This is a genomic window from Caulobacter sp. Root655, from assembly GCF_001427665.1.
In the GTDB taxonomy this organism is placed as follows: Bacteria; Pseudomonadota; Alphaproteobacteria; order Caulobacterales; family Caulobacteraceae; genus Caulobacter.
On sequence record NZ_LMHC01000027.1, the window covers coordinates 107,846 to 123,942 of the forward strand.

A 16,097-nucleotide genomic window follows, 5' to 3' on the forward strand; every position below is an offset into this window, starting at 1 on the left:
CGTTCGGCGCCTGGTCGCGCGCTTTATCGCCGCAGCGGATCTTAGGCCGGCACCCAGGCGGCGAGGCTGACGTGGTCGTCGGCCAGGGAGACGGCGGTTTGGCCGCCGGCCGCGCGGACCAGGGCGTGCAGATAGGCCGCCTGCACCCAGGGGCCGCCCAGGCCTTCGCTCAGCGCCTCGCCCTTCAGGCCGGCCAGCACTTCGGGGCGGAGGCGGGCGCGCGGTCCGAGCGAGTCGGCGGTGATGGCCACCCGGCCATCGGCGACCACGGCCCTCAGCGTCGCGACTCCGCCGGCCGGCAGGGCGCTGGCGGCCAGCTGGGCGATGTTGAGGATGGCGCGGGCGCTGGCCTTGTTCATCACCGACGGGGAGATGTCCCAGACCATGGTGGGGCGCACGTGGGCGAACACGCCCTGGGCCAGCTTTTCCAGTTCGCGGGAATCGAAGTTCTCGGCCGACGCCGAGGCGCCGAAGGCGACTCTCGTGAATTGAAGGAGGTCGGCCAACTTGCGGGCGCTGGACGAGATCAGGCTCATGGCGTCTTCGCGCATGTCCTGGGCGCTGGGGTCCTCCAGCAGGTCGAGGCCCGAGACGATGGCGCTGGCCGGGCTGATGAAGTCGTGACAGAGCCGCGCGGCCACCAGGGCGGCGAAGTCGGGGCCGTTCACGTCCAGCTCGGGGGCGGAAAGAACGGGGGTGGGGGCGTCGGCGTCGGTCATGGCGCGATCTTTGGCGTGATTTGACGCTTTGGCAAACGGCGTGGGGGCGAACGGGGCTGGCGAGCGCCGGGCGGGTCGCCTATCAGGGGCGGATCATGGATCCGTTTCTCGAGCCCGGCGTCCTCGTGCGCCATCCCGACCAGCCCGACTGGGGCCTGGGCCAGGTGCAATCGGTGATCGGCCATCGCGTGACCGTCAATTTCGAGGACGCCGGCAAGCAGACGGTCGACGCCACGCGCGTCACCCTGGTCTTCGTCGGCGACGACCCCCGGGGGACCTGAATGAGCAATCCGAACCTGGCTGATATGGGCCGCGACCTGGCGGCGATCGTCGAGGCGGCCTCGCAGGTCATCCTGCCGTTCTGGCGCACCGAGCTGGACGTGGTCCGCAAGGCCGACGAGAGCCCGGTGACCGAGGCCGACCGGGCCGGCGAGCGGCTGATCCTGGCCCGGCTGGCCGAGCGCTTCCCCGAGATTCCGGCCATCTCCGAGGAGCACGCCAGCGAGTTTGGCACGCCTGACGCCATCGGCCCGCGGTTCTTCCTGGTCGATCCTGTGGACGGCACCAAGGCCTTCGTGCGCGGCGATCCCAACTTCACGGTCAATATCGGCCTGATCGACAACGGCGCTCCGGTGGCCGGCGCGATCTGCGCCCCCGCCACCGGCGAGGTGTGGTTCACGACCGCGTCCGGCGTGCTCAAGCGCGAAGCGCCCGGCGGCGCCGAGACGGCGGTCCGGGCCCGGCCGTGGCCGCGAGGCCGGGCCCTGGCCCTGGTCAGCCACACCATGAAGGAAGAGCGCGCGGCCGAGCTGGCGGCGGAATACGGCTTCGACCTGCGGGCTCCGATGGACAGCTCGATCAAGCTGGTGCGCATCGCCGAGGGCGCCGCCGACATCTATCCGCGCCACGGGCCGACCATGGAGTGGGACACCGCCGCCGGCCACGCCATCCTGACCGCCGCCGGCGGCAAGTTCACGACCCCGGACGGCGGGGCGTTCACCTACGGCAAGGCCGACCAGGGCTTCCGCAACGGCTGGTTCGTGGCGCGCGGGGGCTAGGCGGCGGCTTACGCCCTTGCCCCCTACGGGCCTTCGGCCGTCTTCCCCCATAGGGGGAAGAGCCCTGTGCGCGCGGCTCCGCCCCCTCGCCGCTGACAGACCGCGAAGCGGTCNCGGGCCTTCGGCCGTCTTCCCCCATAGGGGGAAGAGCCCTGTGCGCGCGGCTCCGCCCCCTCGCCGCTGACAGACCGCGAAGCGGTCAGGTGGGGGCAAGCGGGTGTGATCTCACGCCAAATCGGCTGTGAGCGGATCGGAGGAAAGGGTCGCGGAGCGCCGGACACCGTCCGGAGTGTGTGAGTAGTAACCGTTTCGACGAAGCCCGATCGCTCCGCGCCATCGTTTTCCGGAAGCCTGCGGCGCTGAGCCTTTGTTAGGGCCTCGCCGCCTTGAAGCCCCCGACGGGCGGGCCAGGTCAACGAAACCCGGTCCCGGACCGCGAGCGCTAAACGCCCGCCTGTTGTTCCGCCGACCCTCGCATCACGTCGTATCTGTGTTCCACGCTCGACCAGCACCAGAGACGCAAGGTNCCCGGTCCCGGACCGCGAGCGCTAAACGCCCGCCTGTTGTTCCGCCGACCCTCGCATCACGTCGTATCTGTGTTCCACGCTCGACCAGCACCAGAGACGCAAGGTTGGCCCCGAAGGACCGCCGACAGAGCTTCCCGCTCGATCGCCCCCCGCCGCCGCATCGGTCGCTGGCCATGCGCCCTTTCCACCGCGGCGAGGTGAGATCAAGCATACGGCGGGTTTTGGAGGGGAGGACAGGCGGGGTGCGGGTTGAGGGATTTCAGCCGGTTAGGCGCAAACAGCGCGCGAAGTTGGCCCCTTCTTGCGCCCTCTCCCTCTGGGAGAGGGTTCAGAGACGCGCCGCTTCAACAACGCCCCGCGCCGCTCCCGGATGATCGTTCCGAGCCGCCGCGACCAGGGCGCGCGTCATCTGGAGGAGGATCGACGTCGCGTCGTCGCCGGCCAGAACCTCGGCGCTGACGAACGCCCCGTTGATGACCACCGACAACTGGGCCGCGAGGTCGTCGGGCCGGTCGACCCGAGCCCGCTCGGCGATGCCCCGCAGGCGGCGGCGCAGCTGCTGCTTATGCGATCGGGCCACCACCCGGGCGGGGTGATCTTCCTCCGGAAACTCCGCGGCGACGTTCAATTGGGGGCAGCCGCGATAGTGGGGCCGGCCGACCCGCTCGCCGATCCAGGCCATGTGCGCCTCGAGCTCGGCCTCGCCGTCCTGCGCGTGGCGTGCCGCCACGCCGTCCCAGTGCGCCCAGAAATCCTCGTCCTCCCGCCGCAGGAACGCGGCGATGAGGTCGTCCTTGGTGCGGAAGTACCGATAGAGGCTGGTCTTCGCGACGCCGGCCGCCTCGACGACCGTGTCGACGCCGACCGCGCGCACGCCCCGGCGGTAGAAGAGGTCGGAGGCGGTCTCGAGAATCCGCTCGCGTACGTCGACCTGGCTTGGTTCCTCACCAGGCCGGTCGGCCTCCTGCTCCGTCCTCATCCGCTGTTCTCCTTGCATGGACGAAGAATAGCAGACTCATGCTTGACGCGCTACAGACCTGTCTGTATCTGATGCGAACAGACAGGTCTGTAGCGCGAGGAAGTCATGAACGATCGCCTTTCAACGGCAGAGAGCGTCCGGCCCACGGTCGCGGTTTACGGGGCGTCCGGCCATACGGGCCGCTTCGTGGTTGCGGAGCTGTCGCGACGCGGTTTCGCGGTCATCGCGATCGGGCGCGACGCGGCGAAGCTGGCGGGGGCGGACTTTCCGGCGGACGTCAGGCAAGAGGTCGCCGACCTCGAGGACGCCGCCGCGCTGGCTCGCGCCCTCGACGGGGCCGGCGCGGTCATAAACTGCGCCGGGCCGTTCCTCGACACGGCCGAACCCCTGGCCTCGGCGGCGCTGCGGGCGCGCATCCATTATCTCGACGTGACGGCGGAGCAGGGCAGCGCCCAGGCGGTCTTCGAGCGATATTCGGCGGCCGCGGAAGAGGCCGGCGTCGTCGTCATTCCCGCCATGGGCTTCTACGGCGGCCTGGGCGACCTGCTGGCGACGGCCGCGATGGGCGACTGGACCCGCGCCGACGAGGTCCGTGTCGGGATCGCCCTGGACAGCTGGCAGCCGACCGAGGGGACGCGCGTCACGGGGCGGCGCAACACGGCCCGCCGGCTGACGCTCTCCGAGGGGGAACTGCGGCCGCTGGCCGATCCGGCCCCGAACACCGTCTGGTCGTTCGCCGGATCCTTCGGCGCGCAAGAGATGATCGAGTTGCCGTTCACCGAGACAATCCTGATCGGCCGCCATCTCCAGGTGTCCGAGCTCCACAGCTATTTGAACACCGCGCCGCTGCGCGATCTTCGCGACGCCGCCACGCCGCCGCCGGTCCCGGCCGATGCGTCCCGGCGCTCGGCGCAAACGTTCCGCGTCGAGGTCGAAGTCCGCCAGGGCGGCACGGTGCGTCGGGCGGCGGCCCGCGGGCAGGACATCTATGCGGTCACCGCGCCCCTGGTGGTCGAGGCCGTGGAGAGAATCCTGAACGATCCGACGGCGCGAGGCGGCGTCTTCGCGCCGGGCGCGCTTTTCGACGCCCAGGATTTCCTGGCGGCGCTGGCCCCCGATATCCTGTTGGCCTGATCGGCCGCCCGCGCTTCCGCCCGCCGGAAGGGGCGGCGCCATCTCAGGCGGAGATGGCGTGCAGTTCGGCCGCGTGGGCCCGCAGCCAGGCCCGGTGCGGGGCCGGGTCGCCAGCCAGCCGCTCGCACAGCGCCCAGAACCTTGGCCCATGGTTGGCCTCGATGAGGTGGGCGCATTCGTGGGCCGCGACATAGTCGGCGACCGCGTAGGGCGCGAGCACCAGCCGCCAACTGTAGCGGATCGCCGCCGGCGCGCCGGCGCGGGCCGGGCGGCAGGAGCCCCAGCGGGCCTTGGGGTCGGCGATGGCCACTGACGGCGTCGGACGGTCCAGGGCGGCGGCGTGGTGGGCGGTGCGTTCGGTCAGGCTGGCCAGGGCCTCGCGCTTGGCCAGTCGCAGAATCCGCAAGCTCCAGGCCGCGTCGTCGGGAGCGATCAGCGCCTCGTCGGTCATCCTGGGCCGGCCAGGGCCGACCTCCAGGCGGTAGGGCTGGCCCAGCAGGCGCAGGGTTCCACCGGGGGCGATGACCTGGCGGCCGGGCAGGGCGGCCAGCTGGCCGGCGATCCATTCGGCCTTCTCGTGGGCGAAGGCCACGGCCTCGGTCAGGCGACGCGGGGTGGGGGCCAGGGCCACCACCTCGGACTTGGCGCGGTCGACCCGCAGCGAGATCCGCCGGGCCCGGCCGTCGACCTTCAGCCGCACCGCGCAGCCGCGCACGTCCAACCGGTCACCGTCGGCATAGCGCTGCGGGCGGAAGAGATTCATGTGCTCTAGATCGCCCCTTGCCGTGCGTCGCGCAAGACGCGCGACCTTGACCAGGCCCCAGGATGCCCGATGATCCGTCCCGCGATGCCAGGCCGTGGAGACGAGGATGGCGGCGATCGATCCCGATAGCGCCAGGGCGCGCGCCAGGCGCTGGCGGTTGACGGTCTGGTATCTGGCCTGCGCCCTCGGCGCATTGCACGTCTATTTGCATTGGATCGACTGGCCGTCCCGTCCGATCTGGGAGCCGCAGGCCCCGCTTTGGCGCTCCCAGCTGATCGTCAGCCTCTGCCTGGCCGCCGCCGGCGCCGGGCTCAGGCCCGGGCTCGGCGGCTTCCTGGCCGGCCTGGCGCTGAACCTCCTGCTGGCCGGCGCCATGCTGTTGGCGCTGGGCGCGGCGATCGTGGCGGGGTTCAGCTGAGCCGCGAGCCTCAGCTCTGGAAGTTCGGGTCGTTCTTGCGGATGAAGTCGCGGACGCGCGGATAGATCTCCTCGCGGAACCGGCGGCCGTTGAACACCCCGTAGTGGCCGACGTCCGGCTGCACGTAGTCCTCCTTCATGGCCTCGGGCAGGCTCGAGCACAGGCCGTGGGCGGCCTGGGTCTGGCCGATGCCGGAGATGTCGTCGTTCTCGCCCTCGACCGTCATCAGGCCGATGTCGGTGATCGCCTCGGGGTTCACCAGTCGGCCACGATGGGTCAGCTCGCCCTTCGGCAGCAGATGCTGCTGGAAGACGATGTCGATGGTCTGCAGGTAGAATTCCTCGGTCAGGTCCAGCACCGACAGGTACTCGTCGTAGAATTCCAGGTGCTTGTCGGCGCTGTCGCCGTCGCCCTTCACCAGATCCTGGAAGTAGCGGCGGTGGGCATCCTGGTGCTTCTCGGCGTTCATGCTCATGAAGCTGGCCAGTTGCACGAAGCCCGGATAGACGCGCCGGCCCATGCCCGGATAGGGCGCGGGCACGGTGTAGATCATGTTGCTCTGGAACCAGGCGAAGGGCTTTTCCTCGGCCAGGTTATTGGTCACGGTCGGCGACAGGCGCGCGTCGATCGGCGAGCCCATGAAGGTCATGCTGGCCGGGCGCGAGGGGTCGTTGTCCTCCGCCATCAGGGCGGCGGCGGCCAGGACCGGCGGGCCAGGCTGGCAGACGGCCACGACGTTGGGGCGCGGGCCCATGACGGCCAGCATCTGGCGGATGTGGTCGATATAGTCGTGGAAGTCGAAGCGGCCCTCGAGCACCGAGACCTCGCGGGCGTTGACCCAGTCGACGATGAACACCGCGTGGTCGGGCAGGAAGGCCTCGACCGTACCACGCAACAGGGTCGCGTAGTGACCTGAAAGGGGCGCGACGATCAGCACGGCGGGGTCCAGCGAGAACTTGCCGGCCCGGCGCATGTCGGACATGTCGCGGTCGAACTGGATCAACCGCGCCCACGGGCTTTCCCAGACCACGGTCGGGCGCACCCGCACGTCGACCTGGCCGACCTTGACGGTGTCGATGTTCCAGGCCGGCTTGCCGTAGCGGCGAGTGACGTTCGAGAACAGGTCGGCGCCAGCGTGCATGCGGCGGCCCAGATCGCTGCTGGCGGCCGGGTTCAGGGGCGAGCCCCAGAAGTCACGGGCGGCGCGGGCCGCCAGGCGAAGGGGCGTGGAGGCGTAGAAACTCGCCTCGTGCAGGGCGTACAGCATGGAAGATCCAATATGTTGCGGCGCAACATAACATGCCGCAGCGCCAGAAAGTACCGCCTTCCGGTAGAGCTGTGAGGTCGTCTCCCGGCTACCGCCCCGCCATCGCGTCCTTGATCTGCCGGGCAATCTCCTCGGGCGGCAGATTGTAGGCGATCACCCGGTCGAAGCGACCCTTGGGATCGACCAGATAGACCGCCGTGGAGTGGTCCATGCTGTAGTCGGGGCCGTCGCCGACCTTCTTGGCGTAGACGCGATAGGCCTTGGCGGCGGCGGCCGTCTGTTCGGGCGTGCCGGTCAGGCCCAAGGTATTTTTGGGCAGGTAGTCGCCCGACAGGTAGGTCTTCATCTGGGCGGGGGTGTCGCGGCCCGGATCGATCGAGATCATGACGATCTTCAGGTCCTTGGCCTTGGGGCCCAGCTGGTCGCTGGCGGCGGCCAGGGCCTGCAGGGTGCCGGGGCAGACGTCCGGGCAGTAGGTGAACCCGAAGAACACCGCGTTCCACTGGCCTTTCAGCGCCGCCTCGGTGGTCGGGCGTCCGTCCTGGTCGACCAGCGAGAAGGGTCCGCCGACCGCGGCCGGTGGCGGGGCGGGATCGAAAATGCCCGCCTTGAAGATCAGGCCGCCGGCCAGGAGCACGGCCACCAGGCCGGCCAGAATGGCGATTACGCGATGACGCGGCATGGCCTTGAACCTTTCGCTCTCGCCAGACGGGAAAATCTGGCTCTATGGTGCGACATGGCAGACGCTTCTTCCAGGAATGCGCCGCATGACTCGTCTCGGACGGGGCTCGATAGGCCCGACGCGGAGACGGCGCAAGACGAGGACTGGTCGTGGGCGGGACCGGGGCTGCGCCGTGGCCGTCTGAGGGTCCGCACCCTGATCGCCCAGCGCTGGCTGATGGTGGCTGGCCAGACCATCGCGGTGCTGTTCGCCGGCGTGGTGCTGGATCTCAAGGTGCCCTACGCCCTGTGCTTCAGCCTGATCGCCCTGTCGGGCTGGCTGAACGTGCTGATCGGCCTGGCGTTCGGCGGCCAGCGCATGGCCCGCGAGGGCGAGGCCACCGCCCAGATCACCTTCGACGTCCTGCAGCTGGCCGGGATGCTCTACCTGACAGGCGGGATCATCAATCCGTTCTCGCTGCTGCTGATCGCCCCGGTGACCCTGGCGGCCGCCACCCTGCCGGCCCGGTTCGCCGCCGCGCTGGGCGTCCTGGCCGTGGCGGTCTGCGTGATCCTGGCCTTCGTCCACATGCCGCTGCCCTATCGCCCTTCGGCGGGTCCCGGACCGCCGCTCGGCGTGCTGACCCAGATGACGATCGTGCTGTCGCGGGTGCTGGGCATCGCCCTGACCGGCGCCTATGCCTGGCAGGCGGCGACGGAATCGGCGCGAATGGAGCTGGCGCTCAACGTCACCGAGACGGTGCTGGCCCGCGAACAGCGGCTGTCGGCCCTGGGCGCCCTGGCCGCCGCCGCCGCCCACGAACTGGGCACGCCCCTGGCCACCATCTCGGTCGTCGCCCGCGAGATGGTCCGCAACGCCCCCGACGCGCAGACCCGTGAGGACGCCGAGCTGATGATCGGCCAGGCCGCCCGCTGCCGCGAGATCCTGCAACGCCTGACCGAGATGCCCGAGGCCAAGGACGCCGTGCACGAGCGGATGAGCCTGGTCCAGCTGGTCCACGAGACGATCGAACCGCACATGATCCATGGGATCCGGGTCGAGGCGGTGGTCAACGGCCCGTCCGGCGAGCCGGCTCCCGACATCTGGCGGCGGGCCGAGATCATCCACGCCCTGACCTCGATCGTCGAGAACGCCGTCGATTTCGCCCGCGCCGAGGTCATCGTCATCGCCCGGTTCGACGCCCGAGCGGTGGTGATCGAGGTGCGTGACGACGGTCCCGGCTTCTCGCCGGAGGTGCTGGCCAAGCTGGGCGAGCCCTATGTCACCTCCCGTCCGGGGGCGGAGGGATCCAGGACGGGCCACATCGGCATGGGCCTGGGATTCTTCATCGCCAAGACGCTGTTGGAACGAACTGGCGCCACCGTGGATTTCAAGAACGGTCGACGTGGCGGCGCGGTGGTCGCGGCGCGTTGGCCACGATCGGCGCTTGAAGCGCCGGGCTTTGTGGGTGCGTGACATGAAAGACTTGCAGCGATCTGGAATCGGGCGACAAGATGCCCAGTACGACACCCGGTTGAGTATTGGCGCGGGGAGGCGCTGAATTCATGGCGGACATCGGTGAACTGGTTTCGGCCCTGCCGGACAAGAGCTTGCTTTTGCTCGACGACGACGCACCCCTCCGGACCCGTCTGGGCCGGGCGCTCGAACAACGAGGGTTTTCGGTGACGCTCTGTGCTTCGGTCGCCGAAGCGATGAGCTCCCTGCGAAGTCACGCCCCGGCCCATGCCGTGCTCGACATGCGTCTCGAGGACGGCACCGGCCTGAAGGTCGTCGAGGCGGTGCGCGACGCCCGCGCCGACGCCAAGATCATCATGCTGACCGGTTACGGCAACATCGCCACGGCGGTGGCGGCCGTGAAGGCGGGGGTGGTCGATTATCTCTCCAAGCCGGCGGACGCCGACGAGGTGGCTCGCGCCCTGCTGGCCGCCAAGGACGCCGCGCCGGTCCCGCCAGAAAATCCGATGAGCGCCGACCGCGTACGGTGGGAGCATATTCAGCGGGTCTACGAGATGTGCGGCCACAACGTTTCGGAGACGGCGCGCCGGCTCAACATGCACCGACGGACGCTACAGCGGATCCTGGCCAAGCGGGCGCCGCGGTAGCGTTTTCCGAGGTCCTCCCCCTATGGGGGAGGCGGTCGCGAAGCGACCGGTGGGGGGAGTTCGCGACGGTCGAGCCAGGCTTGGCTGATCCCGCGAACTCCCCTCTCCGTCGGCTTCGCCGACACCTCTCCCACGGGGAGAGGATTTTTCTTACTTCCTCACATCGCCGAGATGCCGCCGTCGACCTTGATCTCGGCGCCGGTCATGAACTTGCTCTCGTCGCTGGCCAGGTAGAGCACGGCGTTGGCGATATCCAGGGGCTCGCCGATGCGGCCCAGCGGGACCTGCCGAGCCAGCTTGGCGTGGGCCTCCTCCTTGCCGAATCGCGCCGTGAACCCGTCGAGGATCGGGGTGTCGATGAAGGTCGGGTGGATCGAGTTGGAGCGGATGTCCAGCTTCTGCTTGGCGCAATAGAGGGCGATGTTCTTGCTCAGCAGCCAGACCGCCGCCTTGGAGGCGTTGTAGGCCGGCGAATTGCCGTTGGCGATCAGGCCGGCGATCGAGCTGAGGTTGATGATCGAGCCCGGCTGATGGGCGCGCATGTGGGTCAGGGCGTGCTTGGCGCCCAGGAACACCGAGTCGACATTGACCGACATGACCTTTTTCCAGAGGCCGAAGTCGAGGCTCTCCAGCGGGCCGTCGCCGCCGATCCCGGCGTTGTTGACCAGCACCGACAGGCCGCCCATGGCCTCGGAAGCCTTTTCCAGCACCTCGATCCACTGCTCTTCGCTGGTGACGTCCAGTTCGAAGGCGAAGGCCGTGCCGGCTCCGTGGGCGGCGTTGATCTCGGCCGCGACGGCCTGGACCCCGGCGAAGTTGATGTCGGCCACGCAGACCTTGGCGCCTTCCTGCGCCAGCCGCCGCGCGGCCGCCGCGCCCAGGCCCTGGGCCCCACCGGTGATGAAGGCCTTCTTGCCGGCGACCCGGCCCGTGCTCTGCGCCATGCGGCGTCCTCCCGATTATAATTCAAACGATAGTTTGAACTGTACTCCTCCCTCGTGCAACGGGGGAGGTGGCGCGATGCGAATACGCATCGTGACGGAGGGGGCCGCCGGGCCCTAGATTCTGTGGGCAGTTGACGATCGCGGGCCGAATTCCTCGTCCTTCGACAAGCTCAGGATGAGGAATTCTACTGAACCGCCCTACAAGTCGTCCTCATCCTCAGCTTGTCGAAGGACGAGGGCGGCCACGCGGCGTCAAACGCCTAACGATCCACGGCGCCTTAGGCGATTCCATCCATGAACCGCGCCATCGTCACGTCCAGCTCACTGACCCCGTCGGCGTCGTGGGTGGTCAGCACCACCTCGACCCGGTTGTAGACGTTGAACCATTCGGGATGGTGGTCGAGCTTGTCGGCCATCAGGGCCACGCGGGTCATGAAGCCGAAGGCGGCGTTGAAGTCGGCGAACTTGAAGGTCTTGCCGATCGCGTCCTTCTCGGACACGGCGGCCCAGCCTTCGAGCTGGGCGAGGGCGGCGGGCGCGCCGATCTTGGCGGGACGGGACATGGCGGCTCCTGCGGAGGGGTTTTCTCCAGTCAGAACGCCAAACCGGTCGCCGCCGCAAGGTCCTCGAGCGCCTGGGCCTCGGTGGAGACCTTGATGGCGGTCATGCCCAGGGCCGCCGCCGGCTTGCAGTTGACCCCCAGGTCGTCGAGATAGACGCAAGATCCGGGCGCGACCTTCAACGCCTCGCACATCATCAGGTAGATGCGCGGATCGGGCTTGCGCACCCCGACCTTGGAGCTTTCCAGCACCACCTCGAACGCGCCGATGATCTCGGCGACGGCCGCCGCCTTCTCGGCCGAGCCCGACATGCCGGTCCCGTGGCCGGCAGCCACGTTGTTGGTGATGCAGCCGACCTTGAAACGCGCCTTGCAGGCCTTCAGCGCCGCCACGACGCGCGGCCGGATGTCGCCCGACAGCAGGGGCAGCACCTCGGCGCCGGCCAGGGGGTGGCCCAACCGGGTCGATTCTTCGAGGAACATCGCGTCGAAGCCGGCGGCGTCGATTTCCGAGCGCTCGAACAGGGCCCAGGCGTTGGTGTCGGGGTCGGTGGCGTTGACCGCGCGGATGAAGTCGGCGGGCAGGCCGCGCCGCGCCTCGAACCGCCGGAAGGCCTCGAAGGGCGAGGTGGTGAACACCCCGCCGAAGTCCCAGATCACCGCTTCGATCGCCATGGCCGCCTCAAACAACTGTTTGATTATACGCTAGGCGGGTCGGGCGAGCATGGCAACGCTCGCGTTGCGGGTGAAACCGGCGGCGAACCGAACCGGCCTCTGGTTTGTTAACCCTTCTGGAGTGCCCGCCATGGTCCGCCGTCGCCTCGCCGTTCTGGTCCTGATCCTCGCCGCCGGCCTGTCCGGCGGCGCCCTGGCCCATGACCGTCCGGGCCTCTATCTCGATCCCCAGCTGCTGCCGGCGGACACCCGTCCGGGCGAGTGCGTGGTCCGCCGGATCACCGGCCCGGGCGGCGCCTATCGCTGGGAGCGTATTGAGTGCGAGGGCGGATGGAGCGACTTCGACCGTTGGGGTCATGGCCGTCAGCCTCTCGACGTCGAGGAGGGGCCGCCGCCGCGCGGCGACCGCTACAGCGGCCGCTACGACGGCCCAGCCCATGGCGGCGAGGACCATGCGGGAGGGTACTGGCCGCCCTACGCGACCTATCGCGTGGCCGGGCGCGACGAGGCTGGCTTCCTGGTCTGGCCGGGCAAGCGGCCGTAGAGCGTTTTCGAGCAAGTTTTTGGCCTGGAGATTGCGGCGAGCGGGGGCTTACGCATCAAATCGGGACGGGGGGACTACCAGCATGCGATCGCCCAATGGGCCACTTTTCAAGATCTATGAAATCGTCGCCATCGTGGCCTTTGTGCTGGCGGCGGCGGCCGTCGGCAGCCTGAGGCTCGTCTACTAGAGCCTTCGTCGGAGTGAGCGGAAGTGTGAGCCGGGTTGAACAACGAATGCCCAACCGGTCGACCGGGTTCGGAACATAGGGACCCCATCCGCGCGTTGTGGATGGGTACCTGGAGGTTCCATCCTGTCGCCGCAGCCGCCAACGTCAGCACTCGCCGCCGCGCCCTGGCATCGCAGGGCCGTGACGCACTGGCGCGGCCTGCCGCCCAGCGCGCGCAGGGGGATGATCGGCGCCACGCTGCTGTTCGCGGCGATCATCGTCTTTCTGGTCGTCTTCGACTGGAACTGGTTCCGCGGACCGGTGGGCCGTCTGGCCTCGGTGCGTCTGAACCGCGAGGTGGTGATCGCCGGCGACCTGAGGGTTCATCCCTGGTCGTTGTCGCCCGGCGCCGAGGCCTATGGCGTCCGCATCGCCCAACCCGACTGGGTGTCCAAGACCGGCGACCCCAAGGCCGGCGAGGGCGCCGGCAAGCCCATGGCGACGGTCGACCGCATCTCGGTGCGGATCAAGGCGCCGCCCCTGCTCAAGGGCGAGGTGGTCCTGCCGCTGCTGATCGTCGACAAGCCCGACGTGCGCCTGCTGCGCGAGGCCTCGGGTCGCGCCAACTGGGTGTTCGGCGATCCCAAGGCGCCGCCAAGGCCGCTGAAGCTGCCGGCCATCCAGCACTTCGTGATCAATGACGGCGCGCTGCGCTACGAGGATCGGCGGCGCGACGTCTTCTTCCTCGGCACGGTCAGTTCCAACGAGCACGCCACCGGCGACGGGCGGGGCAGGTTCGTGCTGGAGGGCAAGGGCCAACTGAACCGCGCGCCGTTCACCGCCGTCGTCACCGGCGGCCCGCTGCTGAACATCTCGCCGCGCCGGCCCTATCCGTTCGACGCCCGGGTCGAGGCCGGCTCGACCCGGGTTCTGGCCAAGGGCCAGGTCACCAAGCCGTTCGACCTTGGCCGCTTCGACGCCCAGGTGACCGTCTCGGGCGCCGACCTGAACCGCCTCTACACCCTGACCGGCCTGGCCTTGCCCAACACCCCGCCCTACCGGATTAACGGCCACCTGACCCGCGAGGGCCAGCGTTTCGACTTCCGGAAACTGACCGGCCGGGTCGGCGACAGCGACGTTTCAGGCGACCTGTTCGTACTGATGGGGCGCGAGCGGCCCTATCTCGAGGCCGACCTGCAGTCACGCCGCCTCGACTTCGACGACATGGGCAGCCTGGTCGGCGCGGCCCCGGCCACCGGGCGCGGCGAGACCGCCTCGGCTGGCCAGAAGATCGAGGCCGTTCAGCGCGACGCCACCCAGCGCCTGCTGCCCGACGCCACCCTGCAGGTCGAACGGGTGCGGGCCATGGACGCCAAGGTCCAGTACCGCGCCCTGGCGGTCAACGCCCCCAACCTGCCGCTGAAGAAGGTGCGCGTGGACCTGACGCTCGACAAGGGCGTGCTGATCCTGGACCCGATCGCCTTCACCTTCTCGCGCGGCGACCTGGCCGGAAAGGTGCGGCTGGACGCCAACCCCAAGGTTCCGCGCACCGACCTCGACCTGCGCCTGACCAACGCCAAGCTGGAGGACTTCATCCCGATCCGCAGCGGCGGCCAGCCGGCGATCGAGGGCGGGGTGATGGCGCGCGCCAGGCTGACCGGCTACGGCAATTCGATGCACCGGGCCGCCTCCAGCGCCAACGGCCAGGTGACGATCGTCTCGCCCAAGGGCGAGATCCGCCAGGCCTTCGCCGAACTGCTGGGCGTCAACGCCTCCAAGGGCCTGATCCTGCTGCTCAGCAAGGACAACCGCCAGACCAGCGTCCGCTGCGCCGTGGCCGACTTCAGCGTCAGGGATGGGGTGATGCGCGCCAACCGGATCGTCGCCGACACCGGGGTGGTGCTGGCCAAGGGCAAGGGATCGATCGATCTCCAGAATGAGAAGCTGGATCTGCGGATCGAGGGCGACAGCAAGAAGCCGCGCCTGGTGCGGCTGTTCATCCCGATCACCATCAGGGGGCCGCTCCTGGCGCCGAAGGTCGGGCTCGACACCGGCTCCGCAGTGGCCCAGGGCGGGGTGGCCGTGGCGCTGGGGACGCTGCTCTCGCCCCTGGCCGCCATCCTGCCGTTCGTCACCGGCGGCGAGGCCAAGAACGCCGACTGCGCCAGCCTGATCGCCGAGGCGCGCGGCGACGGCGCCCCGGTCAAGGTCGCCCAGACCACGCCGGCCAAGGTGAAGAAGAAATAGGTTTTCCCCCCAACGGTCGTCATCCCCCGACGAGTTCGGGGGACCCAGGCGGCGTTGCCGTGGAGACACAGGCCGGCTCGGCTTGGGTCCCCCGCATAAAGCGGGGGATGACGGACGAGAGCGATGCGCTAAACTTGCTCCGTCATCTCTCCAACGGTGGTTTTATGTCCGAGATTGTGTGTGAGGCCCGGGCCTAAGGCTCCGAACCTCGGTTCGTAAGTCGATCAGGCCCCGATCCGTCCGCGTGCCGCGCCCGGACGCGCCTTTGGTGTGTCCAGACTTGAGGGCCGGAGCCTCGTAGAGGCTCCAGAGCGCGCGTTCCCACGCCTCGATCCTCGGACCATTTCCTTGAACATTTCCAAGCCGCAGCAACGCACGCTGCACGCGCTGGCGCAGGGCGCCCGCATCGAACTCCTGCGCGACGACCACGGCCGCGTCGTCGGCGTCGACTGCCTCACTCGCGAGGGCTGGCGCCTGTCCGATTGCAGCCTGAGCGTCTTCAAGGCCCTGAAGAAGCGCCGGTTCATCGCCAGTTCCGGCGGCGCGCCTTACCGCATTACCCGGGCGGGGGCGGTCAACCTGCGCTCCCAGCTCGACAACCGGGTGACCGCGCGCGGCTGGTAGCGTCCTGCGTCCTTCGAGGCCCTCCGTTGGAGGGCGCCTCAGGATGAGGAGCGTTGTGCTGTTTTCCTCATCCTGAGGTGCGCACCCCGGACTTGATCCGGGGGAAGCCTCGAAGGACGCAAGGCGCTCGCCGAAAGCAGCCCGGCAATGCATGCTGTCTAGAGCGCCTCAGGACGCGGTCGAGACCTCGGCGGCCACGGCCTTGAGCACGGCCACGGCCGCGTTCGGGTCCAGCCGCACCTGCAGGCCGCGCTGGCCGCCGTTGATATAGACATAGGGCTGCGCCAGGGCGTCGGCCTCGATCACCACCGGCAGCGGCTTGCGCTGGCCGAACGGGCTGATGCCGCCGACCTTGTAGCCGCTGATCCGTTCGGCGTCGGCGGGCTTCATCATCGTCGCCGACTTGCCGCCGACCGCCGCCGCCAGCCGCTTCATCGCGACCTCGCGGTCCGAGGGCGCGACCACCAGCACCGGCTTGCCGTCGACCAGCGCCATCAGGGTCTTGAGCACCCGGCCGGGGTCCTCGCCCAGCGCTTCCGCCGCCGCGAGGCCGATGCTCGCCGCGTCGGGGTCATAGTCGTAGGCGTGGACCGTGAAATCGACCCCGGCCTTGGTCAGGGCGAGCGTCGCGGGCGTGGTGCGGGACATGGCTCACTATAGCCAGGCCCGCACCGGTTCGTCACTTCGGC

Annotated in this window: 19 protein-coding genes; 10 read left to right on the forward strand and 9 right to left on the reverse strand. The window is 69.3% G+C overall.

The window, feature by feature from the left end:
• Positions 1-41 precede the first annotated feature (41 nt).
• A complete protein-coding gene (gene chpT, locus ASD79_RS22185; protein ID WP_056725719.1) occupies positions 42-719 on the reverse strand; it encodes a histidine phosphotransferase ChpT in 678 nt (225 codons plus the stop codon).
• A 92-nt stretch (positions 720-811) separates the two neighbouring features.
• Here chpT and ASD79_RS22190 point away from each other — a divergent pair, with 92 nt between their 5' ends.
• Together ASD79_RS22190 and cysQ are read left to right on the forward strand one after the other, a co-directional pair.
• Positions 812-1,000 (forward strand): DUF3553 domain-containing protein, encoded by a 189-nt coding sequence (locus ASD79_RS22190; protein WP_085954905.1) that lies wholly within the window; start codon positions 812-814, stop codon positions 998-1,000.
• Positions 1,001-1,777 (forward strand): 3'(2'),5'-bisphosphate nucleotidase CysQ, encoded by a 777-nt coding sequence (cysQ, locus tag ASD79_RS22195; RefSeq protein ID WP_056725722.1) that lies wholly within the window; start codon positions 1,001-1,003, stop codon positions 1,775-1,777.
• Between the two features lie 855 nt (positions 1,778-2,632).
• Here the strand turns inward: cysQ and ASD79_RS22200 are convergent.
• Entirely contained in the window at positions 2,633-3,283 is a 651-nt protein-coding gene (locus tag ASD79_RS22200) for a TetR/AcrR family transcriptional regulator (RefSeq protein WP_056725725.1), read from the reverse strand.
• A gap of 105 nt (positions 3,284-3,388) precedes the next feature.
• Here ASD79_RS22200 and ASD79_RS22205 point away from each other — a divergent pair, with 105 nt between their 5' ends.
• Positions 3,389-4,417: a trans-acting enoyl reductase family protein gene (locus tag ASD79_RS22205; protein ID WP_056725727.1), complete on the forward strand. Its 1,029-nt coding sequence runs from the start codon at positions 3,389-3,391 to the stop codon at positions 4,415-4,417.
• A gap of 43 nt (positions 4,418-4,460) precedes the next feature.
• Here the strand turns inward: ASD79_RS22205 and ASD79_RS22210 are convergent, their stop codons facing one another.
• A complete protein-coding gene (locus ASD79_RS22210; protein WP_056725729.1) occupies positions 4,461-5,180 on the reverse strand; it encodes a SprT family zinc-dependent metalloprotease in 720 nt (239 codons plus the stop codon).
• A 106-nt stretch (positions 5,181-5,286) separates the two neighbouring features.
• Between ASD79_RS22210 and ASD79_RS22215 the strand changes: the two genes are divergently transcribed.
• Positions 5,287-5,598, forward strand: a complete 312-nt coding sequence (locus ASD79_RS22215) for a hypothetical protein (RefSeq protein ID WP_056725731.1) — start codon at positions 5,287-5,289, stop codon at positions 5,596-5,598.
• 10 nt (positions 5,599-5,608) lie between these two features.
• On the opposite strand, the gene ASD79_RS22220 is transcribed toward ASD79_RS22215, so the two are convergent.
• The gene (locus ASD79_RS22220; protein ID WP_056725733.1) at positions 5,609-6,865 is read right to left on the reverse strand and encodes a polyhydroxyalkanoate depolymerase; all 1,257 of its coding nucleotides are present in this window, start codon (positions 6,863-6,865) and stop codon (positions 5,609-5,611) included.
• An 88-nt stretch (positions 6,866-6,953) separates the two neighbouring features.
• Positions 6,954-7,547, reverse strand: a complete 594-nt coding sequence (locus ASD79_RS22225; protein WP_056725735.1) for an SCO family protein — start codon at positions 7,545-7,547, stop codon at positions 6,954-6,956.
• A 54-nt stretch (positions 7,548-7,601) separates the two neighbouring features.
• On the opposite strand from ASD79_RS22225, the gene ASD79_RS22230 reads away from it, so the two are divergent.
• Both ASD79_RS22230 and ASD79_RS22235 read left to right on the forward strand, forming a co-directional pair.
• Positions 7,602-9,002 (forward strand): ActS/PrrB/RegB family redox-sensitive histidine kinase, encoded by a 1,401-nt coding sequence (locus tag ASD79_RS22230; protein WP_056725737.1) that lies wholly within the window; start codon positions 7,602-7,604, stop codon positions 9,000-9,002.
• 89 nt (positions 9,003-9,091) lie between these two features.
• Positions 9,092-9,649, forward strand: a complete 558-nt coding sequence (locus ASD79_RS22235) for an ActR/PrrA/RegA family redox response regulator transcription factor (RefSeq protein WP_007671868.1) — start codon at positions 9,092-9,094, stop codon at positions 9,647-9,649.
• A gap of 158 nt (positions 9,650-9,807) precedes the next feature.
• Here the strand turns inward: ASD79_RS22235 and ASD79_RS22240 are convergent, their stop codons facing one another.
• The 3 genes from ASD79_RS22240 to ASD79_RS22250 form a co-directional block, all read right to left on the reverse strand.
• Positions 9,808-10,593, reverse strand: coding sequence for an SDR family oxidoreductase (locus ASD79_RS22240; RefSeq protein WP_056725739.1), 786 nt, complete (start codon positions 10,591-10,593; stop codon positions 9,808-9,810).
• 278 nt (positions 10,594-10,871) lie between these two features.
• The gene (locus tag ASD79_RS22245) at positions 10,872-11,156 is read right to left on the reverse strand and encodes a 4a-hydroxytetrahydrobiopterin dehydratase (protein ID WP_056725742.1); all 285 of its coding nucleotides are present in this window, start codon (positions 11,154-11,156) and stop codon (positions 10,872-10,874) included.
• 29 nt (positions 11,157-11,185) lie between these two features.
• Positions 11,186-11,827, reverse strand: a complete 642-nt coding sequence (locus ASD79_RS22250; protein ID WP_056725744.1) for an HAD-IA family hydrolase — start codon at positions 11,825-11,827, stop codon at positions 11,186-11,188.
• Positions 11,828-11,957: 130 nt separating this feature from the next.
• Here ASD79_RS22250 and ASD79_RS22255 point away from each other — a divergent pair, with 130 nt between their 5' ends.
• The 4 genes from ASD79_RS22255 (at position 11,958) to ASD79_RS22265 (ending at position 15,408) form a co-directional block, all read left to right on the forward strand.
• On the forward strand, positions 11,958-12,371 hold the full coding sequence (locus tag ASD79_RS22255; protein ID WP_056725746.1) for a hypothetical protein: 414 nt from the start codon (positions 11,958-11,960) through the stop codon (positions 12,369-12,371).
• A gap of 82 nt (positions 12,372-12,453) precedes the next feature.
• The gene (locus ASD79_RS25260) at positions 12,454-12,558 is read left to right on the forward strand and encodes a hypothetical protein (RefSeq protein WP_235524556.1); all 105 of its coding nucleotides are present in this window, start codon (positions 12,454-12,456) and stop codon (positions 12,556-12,558) included.
• A gap of 222 nt (positions 12,559-12,780) precedes the next feature.
• Complete coding sequence (locus tag ASD79_RS22260) at positions 12,781-14,784, forward strand: AsmA family protein (protein WP_056725748.1); 2,004 nt, start codon at positions 12,781-12,783, stop codon at positions 14,782-14,784.
• A 348-nt stretch (positions 14,785-15,132) separates the two neighbouring features.
• Entirely contained in the window at positions 15,133-15,408 is a 276-nt protein-coding gene (locus ASD79_RS22265) for a YjhX family toxin (RefSeq protein ID WP_056725751.1), read from the forward strand.
• Positions 15,409-15,576: 168 nt separating this feature from the next.
• Here the strand turns inward: ASD79_RS22265 and ybaK are convergent, their stop codons facing one another.
• Positions 15,577-16,056, reverse strand: a complete 480-nt coding sequence (gene ybaK / locus ASD79_RS22270) for a Cys-tRNA(Pro) deacylase (RefSeq protein ID WP_056725753.1) — start codon at positions 16,054-16,056, stop codon at positions 15,577-15,579.
• Positions 16,057-16,097 lie beyond the last annotated feature (41 nt).

Excerpts from the sequence above, each read along its gene's own strand:
- ASD79_RS22220 (WP_056725733.1), bottom strand. The coding sequence starts at position 6,865 with ATGCTGTACGCCCTGCACGAGGCGAGTTTCTACGCCTCCACGCCCCTT.
- ybaK (WP_056725753.1), bottom strand. The coding sequence starts at position 16,056 with ATGTCCCGCACCACGCCCGCGACGCTCGCCCTGACCAAGGCCGGGGTC.
- cysQ (WP_056725722.1), top strand. The coding sequence starts at position 1,001 with ATGAGCAATCCGAACCTGGCTGATATGGGCCGCGACCTGGCGGCGATC.
- ASD79_RS22225 (WP_056725735.1), bottom strand. The coding sequence starts at position 7,547 with ATGCCGCGTCATCGCGTAATCGCCATTCTGGCCGGCCTGGTGGCCGTG.
- ASD79_RS22205 (WP_056725727.1), top strand. The coding sequence starts at position 3,389 with ATGAACGATCGCCTTTCAACGGCAGAGAGCGTCCGGCCCACGGTCGCG.
- ASD79_RS22200 (WP_056725725.1), bottom strand. The coding sequence starts at position 3,283 with ATGAGGACGGAGCAGGAGGCCGACCGGCCTGGTGAGGAACCAAGCCAG.
- ASD79_RS22245 (WP_056725742.1), bottom strand. The coding sequence starts at position 11,156 with ATGTCCCGTCCCGCCAAGATCGGCGCGCCCGCCGCCCTCGCCCAGCTC.
- ASD79_RS22240 (WP_056725739.1), bottom strand. The coding sequence starts at position 10,593 with ATGGCGCAGAGCACGGGCCGGGTCGCCGGCAAGAAGGCCTTCATCACC.
- ASD79_RS25260 (WP_235524556.1), top strand. The coding sequence starts at position 12,454 with ATGCGATCGCCCAATGGGCCACTTTTCAAGATCTATGAAATCGTCGCC.
- ASD79_RS22250 (WP_056725744.1), bottom strand. The coding sequence starts at position 11,827 with ATGGCGATCGAAGCGGTGATCTGGGACTTCGGCGGGGTGTTCACCACC.
- ASD79_RS22210 (WP_056725729.1), bottom strand. The coding sequence starts at position 5,180 with ATGAATCTCTTCCGCCCGCAGCGCTATGCCGACGGTGACCGGTTGGAC.
- ASD79_RS22230 (WP_056725737.1), top strand. The coding sequence starts at position 7,602 with ATGGCAGACGCTTCTTCCAGGAATGCGCCGCATGACTCGTCTCGGACG.
- ASD79_RS22260 (WP_056725748.1), top strand. The coding sequence starts at position 12,781 with ATGATCGGCGCCACGCTGCTGTTCGCGGCGATCATCGTCTTTCTGGTC.
- ASD79_RS22255 (WP_056725746.1), top strand. The coding sequence starts at position 11,958 with ATGGTCCGCCGTCGCCTCGCCGTTCTGGTCCTGATCCTCGCCGCCGGC.
- chpT (WP_056725719.1), bottom strand. The coding sequence starts at position 719 with ATGACCGACGCCGACGCCCCCACCCCCGTTCTTTCCGCCCCCGAGCTG.
- ASD79_RS22235 (WP_007671868.1), top strand. The coding sequence starts at position 9,092 with ATGGCGGACATCGGTGAACTGGTTTCGGCCCTGCCGGACAAGAGCTTG.
- ASD79_RS22215 (WP_056725731.1), top strand. The coding sequence starts at position 5,287 with ATGGCGGCGATCGATCCCGATAGCGCCAGGGCGCGCGCCAGGCGCTGG.